Source organism: Variovorax sp. VRV01 (genome assembly GCF_014852545.1).
In the GTDB taxonomy this organism is placed as follows: domain Bacteria; phylum Pseudomonadota; class Gammaproteobacteria; order Burkholderiales; family Burkholderiaceae_C; genus Variovorax; species Variovorax beijingensis_A.
Map to the genome: position 1 here is coordinate 99,648 of NZ_JACVBS010000007.1, position 13,593 is coordinate 113,240.

General features: G+C 68.2%; 15 protein-coding genes. 1 reads left to right on the top strand and 14 read right to left on the bottom strand.

Features of this window, described 5'->3' with window-relative positions; translation table 11 throughout:
* Positions 1-39: 39 nt before the first annotated feature.
* The 9 genes from IB278_RS14265 to lexA all read right to left on the bottom strand — a co-directional run bounded on the left by IB278_RS14265 (position 40) and on the right by lexA (position 9,206).
* Positions 40-1,311, bottom strand: coding sequence for an acyl-CoA dehydrogenase family protein (locus IB278_RS14265; protein WP_145746600.1), 1,272 nt, complete (start codon positions 1,309-1,311; stop codon positions 40-42).
* Between the two features lie 32 nt (positions 1,312-1,343).
* Positions 1,344-2,450, bottom strand: coding sequence for a phosphotransferase (locus tag IB278_RS14270; protein ID WP_192323727.1), 1,107 nt, complete (start codon positions 2,448-2,450; stop codon positions 1,344-1,346).
* Between the two features lies 1 nt (position 2,451).
* Positions 2,452-3,171 carry a Crp/Fnr family transcriptional regulator gene (locus IB278_RS14275; protein ID WP_012747738.1) on the bottom strand — a complete coding sequence of 240 codons (720 nt, stop codon included), beginning with the start codon at positions 3,169-3,171 and terminating at the stop codon, positions 2,452-2,454.
* Positions 3,172-3,230: 59 nt separating this feature from the next.
* Positions 3,231-4,010 carry an oxepin-CoA hydrolase, alternative type gene (locus tag IB278_RS14280; RefSeq protein ID WP_192323729.1) on the bottom strand — a complete coding sequence of 260 codons (780 nt, stop codon included), beginning with the start codon at positions 4,008-4,010 and terminating at the stop codon, positions 3,231-3,233.
* Between the two features lie 35 nt (positions 4,011-4,045).
* On the bottom strand, positions 4,046-5,566 hold the full coding sequence (locus tag IB278_RS14285; protein ID WP_192323731.1) for a 3-hydroxyacyl-CoA dehydrogenase: 1,521 nt from the start codon (positions 5,564-5,566) through the stop codon (positions 4,046-4,048).
* A gap of 132 nt (positions 5,567-5,698) precedes the next feature.
* Positions 5,699-6,856: an MFS transporter gene (locus IB278_RS14290; RefSeq protein WP_192323733.1), complete on the bottom strand. Its 1,158-nt coding sequence runs from the start codon at positions 6,854-6,856 to the stop codon at positions 5,699-5,701.
* 60 nt (positions 6,857-6,916) lie between these two features.
* The gene (locus tag IB278_RS14295; RefSeq protein WP_145746605.1) at positions 6,917-7,924 is read right to left on the bottom strand and encodes a D-2-hydroxyacid dehydrogenase family protein; all 1,008 of its coding nucleotides are present in this window, start codon (positions 7,922-7,924) and stop codon (positions 6,917-6,919) included.
* Positions 7,925-8,014: 90 nt separating this feature from the next.
* A complete protein-coding gene (locus IB278_RS14300; protein WP_145746606.1) occupies positions 8,015-8,383 on the bottom strand; it encodes a hypothetical protein in 369 nt (122 codons plus the stop codon).
* Positions 8,384-8,522: 139 nt separating this feature from the next.
* Positions 8,523-9,206: a transcriptional repressor LexA gene (lexA, locus tag IB278_RS14305; RefSeq protein WP_018904999.1), complete on the bottom strand. Its 684-nt coding sequence runs from the start codon at positions 9,204-9,206 to the stop codon at positions 8,523-8,525.
* 73 nt (positions 9,207-9,279) lie between these two features.
* Here lexA and IB278_RS14310 point away from each other — a divergent pair, with 73 nt between their 5' ends.
* Complete coding sequence (locus tag IB278_RS14310) at positions 9,280-10,269, top strand: asparaginase (protein ID WP_145746607.1); 990 nt, start codon at positions 9,280-9,282, stop codon at positions 10,267-10,269.
* A gap of 27 nt (positions 10,270-10,296) precedes the next feature.
* On the opposite strand, the gene adk is transcribed toward IB278_RS14310, so the two are convergent.
* The 5 genes from adk to IB278_RS14335 all read right to left on the bottom strand — a co-directional run bounded on the left by adk (position 10,297) and on the right by IB278_RS14335 (position 13,565).
* The gene (gene adk / locus IB278_RS14315) at positions 10,297-10,953 is read right to left on the bottom strand and encodes an adenylate kinase (protein ID WP_145746608.1); all 657 of its coding nucleotides are present in this window, start codon (positions 10,951-10,953) and stop codon (positions 10,297-10,299) included.
* A 135-nt stretch (positions 10,954-11,088) separates the two neighbouring features.
* On the bottom strand, positions 11,089-11,862 hold the full coding sequence (kdsB, locus tag IB278_RS14320; RefSeq protein WP_192323734.1) for a 3-deoxy-manno-octulosonate cytidylyltransferase: 774 nt from the start codon (positions 11,860-11,862) through the stop codon (positions 11,089-11,091).
* Between the two features lie 73 nt (positions 11,863-11,935).
* On the bottom strand, positions 11,936-12,118 hold the full coding sequence (locus tag IB278_RS14325) for a Trm112 family protein (protein ID WP_007836935.1): 183 nt from the start codon (positions 12,116-12,118) through the stop codon (positions 11,936-11,938).
* Entirely contained in the window at positions 12,099-13,139 is a 1,041-nt protein-coding gene (gene lpxK / locus IB278_RS14330; protein WP_192323736.1) for a tetraacyldisaccharide 4'-kinase, read from the bottom strand. Before lpxK ends, IB278_RS14325 begins: the two co-directional genes overlap by 20 nt.
* Entirely contained in the window at positions 13,140-13,565 is a 426-nt protein-coding gene (locus tag IB278_RS14335) for an ExbD/TolR family protein (RefSeq protein ID WP_145746725.1), read from the bottom strand.
* Positions 13,566-13,593: the final 28 nt, after the last annotated feature.

Below are 13,593 nucleotides of genomic sequence, written 5' to 3' on the forward strand. Positions count from 1 at the left end.
ACCCCAACCCTCTCCCGGAGGGAGAGGGGGTAAGACGAATCAGAAGCGCGTGACGGGCATGTCGGCATCGCCTTTGTTCGGCGCGTACTTGCCCAGCTCCCATTTGGCGATCGCATTGCGGTGCACTTCGTCCGGGCCGTCCGCAAAGCGCAGCGTGCGGGCACCGGCGTAGGCGTAGGCCAGCGGGAAGTCGTCGCACATGCCGCCGCCGCCATGCGCCTGCATGGCCCAGTCGATCACCTGGCAGGCCATGCTCGGCGCCACCACCTTGATCATCGCGATCTCGTTCTTCGCGACCTTGTTGCCGGCCACGTCCATCAGCCATGCGGCCTTGAGCGTGAGCAGGCGTGCCATGTCGATCTTGCAGCGCGCTTCGGCGATGCGCTCCTGCGTGACGGTCTGCGAGGCGACGGTCTTGCCGAACGCCACGCGCGAGGAGGCGCGCTTGCACATCAGCTCGAGCGCGCGCTCGGCCAGGCCGATCAGGCGCATGCAGTGGTGGATGCGTCCGGGGCCGAGGCGGCCCTGGGCGATTTCGAAGCCGCGGCCTTCGCCGAGCAGCATGTTGTCGGCTGGCACGCGCACATTCTCGAAGTACATCTCGACGTGGCCGTGCGGCGCGTCGTCGTAGCCCATCACGTTGAGCGGGCGCACGATGCGGATGCCTTTGGCATCGGCCGGCACGATGATCATGCTCTGCTGCGAATGCCGCGGCGCGTCGGGGTCGCTCTTGCCCATGGTGATGAAGACGGCGCAGCGCGGATCGGCGGCGCCCGAGATCCACCACTTGCGGCCGTTGATCACGTACTCGTCGCCCTGGCGCTCGATGCGGGTCGAGATGTTGGTGGCGTCGCTGGAGGCCACGTCGGGCTCGGTCATGGCAAAGGCCGAGCGGATCTGGCCTTCGAGCAGCGGCTTGAGCCAGCGCGCCTTGATGGCTTCGGAGCCGTAGCGGGCAATGGTCTCCATGTTGCCTGTATCCGGTGCCGAGCAGTTGAAGGCTTCCGAGGCCCATGGCACGCGGCCCATGATCTCGGCCAGCGGCGCGTATTCCTGGTTGGTGAGGCCCGCGCCTTCGTAGCCCGAGGCGGCTGCGCTGTCGACCGGCAGGAACAGGTTCCACAGGCCCTGGGCCTTGGCCTTTTCCTTGAGCTTCTCGACGGTCTTGAGCGCGGTCCAGCGCTTGCCCGCGGCCGTGTTGGCGGCCAGCTCGGCGGAATACTCGGCTTCGGCCGGATAGATGTGCGCGTCCATGAATGCGCTCACGCGCTTCTGGAGCTCCTTGGTTTTTGCCGAGTATTCGAAGTCCATCGTCTGTCTCCTGGTGGGGTGTGGGGGGGCGGTTACGCCTTTTGGGCAAACTGCCAGGCCATTTCGGCCATGGGGCGCGCGCCGCGGGCCGAGGCCACGGCCTGCTCGCTCGATGCGGTGCCTGCCTCGACCCGCTTGGCAATGCCTTGCAGGATCGCGGCCATGCGAAAGAGGTTGTAGGCCTGGTAGAAATTCCAGTCGGGCGCCAGCGCCTCGGGCGTGGTGATGCGCGTGCGCTCGCAGTAGCGGCGGATGTATTCGCTCTCGGTGGGAATGCCCAGTGCCGCGACATCCACGCCGCCGATGCCGCGCCCCGTCGTGGGGGGCATGTGCCACGACATGCAGTGATAGCTGAAGTCCGCCAGCGGATGGCCCAGCGTGGAGAGCTCCCAGTCGAGCACCGCGATGATCCGCGGCTCGATGGCATGGAACATCACGTTGTCGAGGCGGTAGTCGCCGTGGACGATCGAGATCTTGCTTTCGTCGCGCGCGCTCGCCGGCATGTGCGCGGGCAGCCAGTCGATCAGCCGCTCCATGGCCTCGATGGGCCGCGAGAGTTCGCCGGCGCCATCGGCCGAGGCCTTGTACTGCTTGCTCCATCGGCCGATCTGGCGCTCGAAGTAGTTGCCGGGTTTGCCGTAATCCGCGAGGCCGCGCTCGGCGAACTTCACGGTGTGCAGCGCCGCGATGACGCGGTTCATCTCGTCGTAGATGGCCGTGCGCCCGGCGTTGTCCATGCCGGGTAGCGACTGGTCCCACAGCACGCGGCCCTGCATGAATTCCATCACGTAGAAGGCGCGGCCGATCACGGCTTCGTCCTCGCACAGGCAGTGCATGCGGGGCACCGGCACGTCGGTGCCGGCCAGGCCGCTCATGACCTTGAATTCGCGCTCCACGGCATGGGCCGAGGGCAGCAGCTTGGCAACGGGGCCGGGCTTGGCGCGCATCACGTAGCTTTGCGTGGGCGTAACGAGCTTGTAGGTCGGATTCGATTGGCCACCCTTGAACATCTCGACCGTCAGCGGGCCCTGGAAGCCGTCGAGGTTCTTCGCCAGCCACGCTGCGAGCGCTTCGACGTCGAAGGCATGCTGCTGCGAGACCGCACGGGTGCCGATGAAGTTGGAGAAGTCCTGGCTCATGTCAATGATCTGCTTCCGAGACGCGCATCAGCGCTGCGCGATCCAATACGACCAGGCCGCCCGGCTCGATGCGGATGGTGCCCTCGCGTTCCATGGTCTTGAGTTCCTGGTTGACCCGCTGGCGCGACGCGCCGAGCAACTGGGCGAGTTCTTCCTGCGCGAGCTGCAGGCCGATGCGCATCTGGCTGCCGTCTTCCAGGTTGGGCACGCCGTAGCTGCGCACCAGGTGGATAAGCTGCTTGGCCAGTCGTGCGCGCAGTGGCAGGGTGTTGAGGTCTTCCACCAGCCCGAACAGCGTGCGGATGCGGCGCGCCTGCAGCCGCATCAGCGCCTCGTACAGCTCCACGTGCGCAGCCAGGATCTTCTGGAAGTCGGCCCGCGCCACGCACAGGATGGTGGTGTCCCCATGCGCATAGGCGTCGTGCGTGCGCCGGTCCCCGTCGAACATCGCCACGTCGCCGAACCAGATGCCCGGCTCCACGTAGGTCAGCGTCACCTGCTTGCCCGAGACGGCCGTCGAGCTGACGCGCACCGCGCCCTTGGCGCAGGCGATCCAGTGGTCGGGAGGATCGCCGCGGGCAGCGATCAGGTCGCCGTCCTTGAAGCGTTTGACGAAAGCGCATCGGAGAATGTCGTGCCGTAGCGATGGAGAAAGAGAAGAAAACCAGCGACCGCTGTTGATCGCTTCACGTTCTTCGATGGTAAGAATGGGGTCGTCCATTGGTCTGTCCTGTCGGCGACTGAAAAACTGGAGGGTGTCGCAGGAGCGACGGCGGGCCGCTACTCGTAGTGCGGTGGTTTCTTCTCGATGAACGCGGCAATGCCGATGCCCGCATTCGGGTGGTGCAGGTTGCGCACGAAGTGGTCGCGCTCCTGCGAGAGCTGCGACGCAAAGGTGGCGCCGGGCGCTTCGCTGAGCAGTTCCTTGATGCTGGCCAGCGAATTGGGCGCACGCTCATTGAGCCGGGCCGCCAGCGCCAGGGCGCTCGCAAGCGCCTGGCCGTGCTCGCTCAGTTCATTGACCAGCCCGAGCGCATGCAGCCGCGGCGCGCCGATGCGCTCGCCGCACATCAGCCACTCGCTGGCGAGTTGGCGCGGCAATGCACGGCCCAGCTGCCAGCTCAGGCCGCCATCGGGCGAGAGCGCCACGTTGCTGTAGGACGCTGCAAAGATCGCGTCGCGCGCGGCCACCACGAAATCGCAGGCCAGGGCCAGCGAGAAACCGGCGCCTGCAGCCGCGCCTTCCACCGCTGCGATGATGGGCTTGGGAAAGGCGCGGATCGAGTCGATCCAGTTGTGCAGCCCTTCGATGCTTTCGGCCTGCACGGAAGGATCGCGCTGCCGGTTGTCGGACAGCCGCTGCAGCGAACCGCCGGCGCAGAACCATGCGCCTTCGCCCACGATGACGACGCTGCGGATTTCGTCGCTGCTCTCGGCGCCGTTGAGCGCCTCGATGCCGGCGGCGTAGATCTCGGGGCCCAGTGCGTTGCGCTGGGTCGGGTTGGCGATCGTCAGCACCATGGTGCGTCCCTCGCTGGTGCTCTTCAGTTCGGCGGTCATCGCTGTGATGCTTTCGTTTTTTGGTGTTGATCTGCTTATTCTTCTTCGTGCAGCAGGCTCAGGCCGATCGCGCCGCGGCGGCGCAGCCACGGGCTCGGGCGATAGCGCGGATCGCCGTAGACGGTCTGCAGGTTGAACAGCACTTCGAGCATGTTGGTCGGGCCGTACAGGTTGCCCATGGCCAGCGGGCCGCGCGGATAGCCCAGGCCCAGCTGCACCGCGGTTTCGAGGTCGGCCGGCGAGCAGACGCGCTGCTGGCACATGTCGGCGGCAATGTTCACGATGGTGCCGATCACGCGCTGCGTCACGAAGCCGCCGCTGTCGCGGATCACGCTCACGGCCTTGCCATCGCGCGCGAAGAGCGCATGCGCCGCATCGCGGATGTCGCGCCGCGTGGCGGGGTTGGTGGCGAGCACGCGGCGCCTGGTGGCGGCATCGTCGATCAACATGTCGATGCCCATCGTGCGCGTGGCGTCCAGGCGCTCGACAGCGGCCACCGTGGTCACGTCGAAGCCCAGCGGGGCCACCAGGATCAGCGACGTGGGCGCCGCCGTGGCGCCGCTGTCGATCTGCGCGCCCAGCGCGTTCACCAGCCGCAGCAGCTCGGCCCGCCGCGCGGCGCGGGGCGAGACCCAGACCGAGGGCATCGCCGCCACCACCGGCGGCGCCGGCTCCGCAGGCTGCTGCATCACGCCGTCGTTGTAGCGGTAGAAGCCCTCATTGGTCTTGCGGCCCAGCACGCCGGCGGCAAGCCGTTGGGCGGTGATCACGCTGGGCCGGAAGCGCGGCTCCTCGTAGTACTGGTGATAGATCGATTCCATCACGGGATGCGACACGTCGAGCGCGGTCAGGTCCAGCAACTCGAAAGGCCCCAGGCGAAAGCCCGCCTGCTCCTTCAGGATGCGGTCGATGGTGGCGAAATCGGCCACGCCTTCGCCCACGATGCGCAGCGCTTCCGTGCCATAGCCGCGGCCCGCGTGGTTGACGATGAAGCCCGGCGTGTCCTGCGCCTGCACGGCGCTGTGGCCCATCTGCACCGCATAGCCTGCGAGCTGCTTGCAGACCTCGGCCGAAGTCTTGAAGCCGGCCACCACCTCGACCACTTTCATCAGCGGCACCGGGTTGAAGAAGTGAAAGCCCGCCACGCGCTCCGGATGCGCGAGCCCGGCCGCGATGGCCGTGACCGACAGCGACGAGGTGTTGGTGGCCAGCGCGGCCGTGGGTGCGACCACTGTTTCGAGCTCGCGGAACAGCTTGCGCTTGACCTCGAGATCTTCGACCACCGCTTCGATCACCAGGTCGCACTGGGCCAGCGCCCCGACCGAGTCGACCGCCTTCACGCGCGCGATCTGCGCATCGCGCGCCGCGGCGTCGATCTTGCCCTTCTCGTGCAGCTTGTTCCATTGGGCCGCGAGGGCTTCGCGTCCGCGTTCGGCGGCACCTGCAAAACTGTCGAGCAGCAGCACTTCGCTGCCGGCCTGGGCTGCGATCTGTGCGATGCCTCGGCCCATGGCGCCGGCGCCGACGACGCCGATCCGGGTGTAGTTGACTGTCATTGAAAAAAGATCTTCGCTGGTTGGTGGGCGTCCGGGTCCGCTTGCAGGCACCGGGTCCGGAGTTTTGCGCAGCCTTCGATTTTGCAGCCATCGGCCGCCGGGCCATGCCGGGTTTTACGCGGGGCCGCGCTGTCAGGCCGGCCGGCGGCTGCGGTCGATGGCCACACTCAGGCCGATGGCCGCGAGCAGCAGGGCAAAACCGGCCCAGTTCATCCATGCCACCGCGTCGTTGGCAAGAAGCCATCCACCCAGGCCGGCGCCCATCGCCTGGCCGACATAGATGCCGGAACTGTTCAGCGCCACCGAGCCCGGCGCGAGCGCGGGGGCCAGCCCGACCAGCCTTGCCTGCTGCGCCGAATTGGTCGCGAAGCAGCCCAGGCCCCAAGGCACGAGCACCGCCGCCAGCCACGGCAGCGTGCCGGCCCATGGCCACAGGAAGAGGCTCAGCGCAATCAGCGAACTCGTCAGGAGCACCATGCGGCCCGCGCCCACGCGGTCGATGAACCGGCTCACGAGCATGTTGCCCGCGAGGCCGAATACGCCGAACAGCGCCCACATCAGGCTCAGCATGGTGGGGTCTGCGCCGAAGTCCCGCTTCAGGATCGGCCCGAAATAGCTGAACAGCACGAACTGGCCGGCGCCCTGCAGCGCCGTGACCGAGACGATGCCCATCAGCACCGGGCTGCGCAGCACGCGCGCCCAGGCGGCTGCCGTCAGCGCCGCGGGGCGAATCCCCTGCGGCAGGGTCAGCCAGACCGATGCCGCGCTCGCGACGCTGAGCAGTGCAATCGCACCGAAGGCCATGCGCCAGCCGAGATGGCCGCCCACCAGCGCACCGATGGGCAGGCCGAGCACCGAGGCCAGCGACCAGCCCAGAAAGACGAAGGTCACGGCGCGCCCGCGCTGTTCCGGTGGCACCAGCATGCCGGCGCAGGCCGCGGCCTGGGGCGTGAAGATCGCAGGCGCTACCACCGTGAGCATGCGCACCGGCAGCAGGGCGCCGAAGCTCGGCATCAGCGCCGCAGCGGCGTGCCCGGCCGCGTACCAGAGCAGGGTGAGAGCGAGCAGCCGGCGGCGGTCCCAGCCTGCGACCGCTGCCGCGAGCAGCGGCGCGCCCAGGCACATCACGACCGCGGCGACCATGATCAACTGGCCCGCGGTCGCCACCGAGACAGACAGCGACGCGCTGATTTCGTTGAGCGTGCCCGGCACCACCATCACGCCCGTGCCGATCACGAAATTGCCGGCCAGCAAGGCCCACAGTGCGCCACGCGGCGCGGGGCGGCTCACTGAAGAACCTTCGCCTTCGGCCGCGGTATTTGCCTCGGGGCGGCCCGGCGGCTCATGGGGTCACCGGCGAACCTGCAGCGCGCCGGGGTTCACGATGTTGGTGGGATTGCCCTTGATGAAGCTCACGACATTGTCGAAAGCCTGGCCGAAGTAGCTTTCGTAGCTGTCCTGCTCGACATAGCCGATGTGCGGCGTGCAGATGCAGTTCTCCAGCCGCAGCAGCGCATGGCCCTGCAGCGGCGGCTCGCTCTCGAACACGTCGACCGCCGCCAGTCCGGGCCGGCCGCGGTTGAGCGCAGCAAGCAGGGCATCGGCCTCGACCAGTTCGGCGCGTGAGGTGTTGACGAAGAGCGCCGTCGGCTTCATGCGCGAAAGGTCCTCGAGCTTGACCAGGCCGTTGGTTTCCTCGTTGAGCCGCAGATGCACCGACAGCACGTCGGCCGCGGCGAAGAACTCGTGGCGGTTCTGTGCCACCTGGAAGCCGTCGGACCGCGCCTTGGCGCAGCTTGCCTCGCGCCCCCAGATCACCACCTGCATGCCGAAGGCCTGCCCGTAGCGCGCCACCAGCTGGCCGATGCGGCCGTAGCCCCAGATGCAGAGCGTCTTGCCCTTGAGCACCGAGCCCAGCCCGAAATTGGGCGGCATGGAGGCCGACTTGAGCCCCGACTGCTGCCAGGCTCCGTGCTTGAGGTTGCTGATGTACTGCGGCAGGCGGCGCATGGCCGCCATGATCAGCGCCCAGGTCAGCTCGGCAGGCGCCTGGGGCGAGCCGGTGCCCTCGGCCACCGCCACGCCGCGCTCCGTGCAGGCCGTGACGTCGATATGGCCGCCGACGCGCCCGGTCTGCGAAATGAGCTTGAGCTTGGGGAGCTTTTCGATCAGCTGGCGGGAGATCTGGGTGCGCTCGCGGATCAGCACGATCACGTCGGCATCCTTCAGCCTGACCGAAAGCTGCCCGATGCCCTTGACCGTGTTGGTGTAGACCTTGGCTGCGTACGCGTCCAGCTTGGCGGCGCAGCGCAGCTTGCGCACGGCGTCCTGGTAATCGTCGAGGATCACAATGTTCATGGCGTGCCATTGTGCCTCGCAGCATTGGCGTGACGCGCGTGTGAACGTTTGGATACCCACCCCGGGCAGTGGTCACCGGGGTGCACGGGTTCAGTGCAACTGGGTGGAGCGGGGCGCGGGGCTGATGGTTTCCATCGCCTCGAGTGCCGCCAGCCGGTCGAGCTCGGCGCAGACGTCGGCCATGCGGCCCGAAATCACCATGCGGTTGGTGTTGCGTCTTTCGCCCTGCGGGCCGTCGACCACGCGGATGACGCGCAGCGGCCGCACGGGCGCCGGCGCCGCTTTGGGGGTTGCCGCGTGGTCGCGGGCCGCGCAGGCCGGCCGGACCGCGACGTAGCGCAACCCGGCGGAGCTGCTGCCGGTGTCGCGCCGCGCCGGGCGGCGTGCCGGCAGCAGCCGGCTTGCAAGCGATTGCAGCGGCATCCACAAATCAGCGATGGCGAGGAGGGCGATTCCCATGTGAACTCCAAAAAAGTCTGAGGTTGAACACAGGCAGGATTTCTTTGAATGGACGCAACAGGGTGATGGCGACAAAGCGCCATACGCCCGCCACCTGTTGCGGCCGGATGGGTTGCTGCTTTCGGCAGGCCGCGAAGGCCTACATCAGCATGGTGTTGCGGATCAGGCCCACCGCCAGGCCTTCGATTTCGAAGGGCTCGCCGGGCTGGACCACGATGGTCGGGTAGTCAGGGTTTTCAGCATGCAGCTCGATGACCTGCTTGTTGCGCTTGAGGCGCTTGACCGTGACTTCGTCACCCAGGCGCGCCACCACGATCTGGCCGTTGCGCGCTTCTTTGGTGGCCTGGACCGCGAGCAGGTCGCCGTCCATGATGCCGGCGTCGCGCATGGACATGCCGCGCACCTTGAGCAGGTAGTCGGGCTGGCGCTGGAACAGCGTGTTCTCGACGTAATAGGTCTGGTCGACGTGTTCCTGCGCGAGGATGGGCGAGCCCGCCGCCACGCGGCCGATCAGAGGCAGCGCGAGCTGCGACATGCCGGGCAGCGAGAGCGAGAATTGGCCGCCTTCGCGGTGGCGCGTCTCGTTGAGCGAGCGCAGCGCATCGCCCTTGAGCCGGATGCCGCGCGAAGTGCCGCTGACAAGTTCGATCACGCCCTTGCGGGCCAGCGCCTGCAGGTGCTCCTCGGCGGCATTGGCCGACTTGAAACCCAGCTCATTGGCGATTTCGGCCCGCGTGGGCGGCGCGCCGGTACGGGCAATGGCGCTCTGGATCAAGTCCAGGATCTGCTGCTGGCGGGCGGTAAGCTTCACGGCGAACTGCATATGTGGTTCCTTGCGGCACTGGCTGAATATCCAGTACCTGTATTTTTAACCAGTTTTTAAAAGTTGGCAACCCATGGTTAATTCCCCTTCCTCCGGCCTGCGGCGCATCGTGGTCCTGGGCACCGGCGGCACCATTGCAGGCCGGGCCGCGAGCGGTGCCGACAACATTGGCTACACCGCTGGAGAGGTGGGCGTGGCGGACCTGCTCGGCGGCATCGATGCGCCCGCAGGCGTGGCGCTCGTGGCGGAGCAGGTGGCGCAGCTCGACAGCAAGGACATGGCTTTCGACGTCTGGCTGCAGCTCGCCACGCGCTGCACGTTCTGGCTGGCCGAGGCCGACGTGGCGGGCGTGGTGATCACGCACGGCACCGACACCATCGAGGAAACGGCTTTCTTCCTCCAGGCGGCGCTTGCGTCCGGCAAGCCCGTGGTGCTGACCTGCGCCATGCGCCCGGCCAGCTCGCTCTCGCCCGACGGTCCGCAGAATCTGCGCGATGCCATCGCCGTCGCGGCCACATCGGCGGCGCACGGTGTGACGGTGGTCTGCGCGGGTGCCATCCACGGCGCGCTCGATGTGCAGAAGGTGCACACCTACCGGCCGGACGCGTTTTCATCGGGCGATGCCGGGCCGATCGGCTATGTGGAAGAGGGCGCGGTGCGGCGCCTGCGCGACTGGCCGCAGGCGGCGGGCGGGGCCGCGAAGCTTCCTGAAGCGAAGGCAGGGGCGGAGGTGCGCTGGCCGCGCGTGGAGATCGTCACCAGCCATGCGGGCGCAAGCGGCGCGCTCGTCGACCTGCTGCTGCAGGAGCGCGCATCGGGCGCTGCCGAACCGATCCGCGGACTGGTCGTGGCCGCGACCGGCAATGGCACGGTGCACCATGCGCTCGAGGCGGCGGCGCTGCGGGCGCAGGCCGCGGGCGTGGCAGTGCTGCGTGCCACCCGTTGCGCGAACGGACGCATCCTGCCCAAGCCCGGCGATCCGCTGCGGGACGCCGGTGCGCTCACGCCCGTCAAGGCGCGCATCGCGCTGATGCTGGAACTGATGGAAACGGCGGCCGCCTGAGCGGCGGCCGCGGGCAGCCGAGGAGGCTCAGCTGCTGAGGGCCGCGAGTGCGCGCTGCTTGATCTCTTCGACGCTGCCCACGCCCTGGATCGCGCGGTACTTCGGCGCCGAAGCCGGATCGGCCTTGGCCCAGGCCGAGTAGTAGTCGACCAGCGGACGCGTCTGCTGGCTGTAGACCTCGAGCCGCTTGCGCACGGTTTCTTCCTCGTCGTCCTTGCGCTGGATCAGGTCTTCGCCCGTGACGTCGTCCTTGCCTTCCACTTTGGGCGGATTGAACTTGACGTGGTAGGTGCGGCCCGACGCAGGATGTGAACGGCGGCCGCTCATGCGTTCGATGATGTCGCTGAACGGCACGTCGATTTCGAGCACGTAGTCGAGCTTGACGCCAGCCGCCTTCATGGCGTCGGCCTGGGGAATGGTGCGGGGGAAGCCGTCGAACAGGAAGCCGCTGGCGCAATCGGGCTGCGCGATGCGTTCCTTCACGAGGTTGATGATCAGGTCGTCGCTCACGAGCCCACCGGACTCCATGACGGCCTTGGCCTGCTGTCCGAGCGGGGTGCCGGCCTTGACGGCGGCGCGCAGCATGTCGCCGGTCGAAATTTGAGGGATGCCGTATTTCTGGCAGATGAAGGCTGCTTGCGTGCCTTTGCCCGCCCCGGGCGCGCCCAGCAAAATTAGTCTCATGGTGTCCTCGGAGGGTTCTTCGATCTTGTGTCGCGCCAAGCGTCAGCCCGGGAGCGGGGCAAGGCGGAGTTGCGTCGAGGATAGCATGCGAGCGCGTGAAGAATTTCCGCTGCCACGCTTGCGGCAGCGCACTTTTTAGCGCGCCGGTTCGGCGGCGAAGACCGCGCGCACGCGCTCGAGGTCCGCGGGGGTATCGACGCCGGGCCCGGGTGCGACATGGCTGACGTGCACCGCAATGCGATGCCCGTGCCACAGCGCACGCAGCTGTTCGAGCGCTTCGGTGGCCTCGACGGGCGCAGGTGCCAGCGAAGGAAAGCTGCGCACGAAGCCGGCGCGGTAGCCGTAGATGCCGATGTGCCGCAGCGGAGCCGGTGCGGGCAGCACGGAGGGTGGCGCGCCATTGGCGGAACCGTCGCGCCACCATGGAATGGGCGCGCGGCTGAAGTACAGCGCGTTGCCTTGTGCATCGAGCACCACCTTCACCACGTTCGGGTTCAGGAAGTCGTCGAGCGAGTCGATCTCGTGGGCCGCCGTGCTCATGGCGGCTTCCGGATGTGCGGCCAGCGCGGATGCGACGGCGTCGATCAGCGCGGGGTCGATCAGCGGCTCGTCGCCCTGGACGTTGACGACGATGTCGTTGCCGTCCAGCCCCAGTTGTTCGCAGGCTTCGGCCAGGCGGTCGGAGCCGCTCGGGTGGTCCTGGCGGGTCAGGATGGCTTCCACGCCATGCCTTGCGCACGCCTCGACGATGGCCGCGTCGTCGCCCGCCACCACCACGCGCGCGGCGGCGGATTGGCCGGCACGCCGGGCCACGCGCACCACCATGGGCAAGCCGGCGATGTCGGCCAGCGGCTTGTTGGGCAGCCGCGTCGAAGCCAGCCGGGCCGGCACCAGGACAGTGAAGTTCATTGATGCACCCTTGGCGCTGCGCGCCTTCCCGCCAGGCGGGAGCGAGCTTGCTTGGGGCGGCCCGGCGCGGCGCTCACAGCCCCAGCTCTTCGTCGGACAGCGTGCGCGCTTCGTTCTCGAGCAGCACGGGGATGCCGTCGCGCACCGGATAGGCCAGGCGCGCGCTGCGCGAGCAGAGTTCCTGCTTCTCCGGGTTCCAGGTCAGCGGGCCCTTGGTGACGGGGCAGACGAGCAGTTCAAGCAGCTTGGTATCCATCGAGCGATGATAGCTTTGCGTCGAGCGCCGCGAAGAATTCCGGCGAGGGTGTGAAGTCCAGCGGCACCGCCAGCACGTCGGGCGCCCTGGGCCACAGCTTGACGGCGTCTTTTTCGGTGCAGACGAGGCGCTGCCCGGTCCCGGCGGGGCGCTGCCAGCCTTCGAAATCGTGGTGGTCCGGCAGGGCGATCGTCTCGGAAAGCGTCAGCCCGCGCGCCCGCAGCATGCCGAAGAATGCTTCGGGCCGCGCAATGGCCGCCAGCGCGATCAGCGGTTCGCCGGCCAGTGCCTCGAGCGGCGTGCGTTTGCCGTCGCTCGCCACGGCATCGTGCGCAAGGGCACGGGTGGCGGTGTAGCCGCCCTCGAATGCGGGGTGCGCTCCGCTGTGGAGCACCAGGTCGCAGGGGCGCGGCCAGCGCTCGCGCAGCGGGCCTGCGGGCAGCCGCCAGCCGTTGCCCACGCCGCGGTCGTCGAACACGCAGATCTCGATGTCGCGCGCCAGCGCCAGGTGCTGCAGCCCGTCGTCGCTCACGATGACCTGCGTGGCCGGGTGCCGGGCGAGCAGGGCGCGCGCAGCCTCGATGCGGCGCCGCGCCACGAACACCGGCGCGCCGGTGGCACGGCGAATCAGCAGCGGTTCATCGCCGGCGTCGGCAGCGCTGCTCTCGGCGAGCACTTCGCGGCAGTCGCCGGTGCGGCGGCCGTAGCCGCGCGACACCACGCCAACCTGCAACCCGCGGGCCTGCAGGTGCCGCACGACCGCCATCACGACCGGGGTCTTGCCTGCGCCCCCGGCAAGCACGTTGCCCACCACGATCACCGGCACCGGGACGCGTCCGATCGTGCGCCATCCCTTCCGATAGAGCCAGCGCCGCAGCCCGAAAAGCGCTGCGTAGACCAGCGACAGGGGCCACAGCAGGCAGGCGAGGACGCCGCGATCCAGCCAGGCGCGCTGCAGCCGCGAGGCCGGCACAGCGATCGGGCCGGTGGTGCCGGTGGTGCTGCGGCCCTGCGACGGCACTCAGTGCCCTGTTTGCGCCGACGACTGGGCTGCGAAAGTGATCTGCACCAGGCCCACGCGGCGAGCGGCTTCCATCACCGTGATCACGGCCTGGTGCGGGCTGCTGGCGTCGGCGCTGATGATGACCACGCTGTCCTTGCCGCCTGTGGCGGCCGCGCCCAGCGCGGCGGCCACGGTGTCCACGTTGCGGTCGGCCACGGGCTTCTTGTTGATCGAGTAGCGGCCGTCGGCGGAGACCGCCACGATCACTTCCTTGGGATAGTCGCGCTGCGAATCCACGTCCGCCGTCGGCAGCCGAAGCTGCATTTCGGTGAATTTGCTGTAGGTGGTCGACAGCATCAGGAAGATCAGGATGACCAGCAGCACGTCGATGAACGGGATCAGGTTGATCTCCGGCTCATCGCGCGCGCCATGGCGAAACTGCATGCGGCCGCGGGTCACGGCAAGTCTCCGC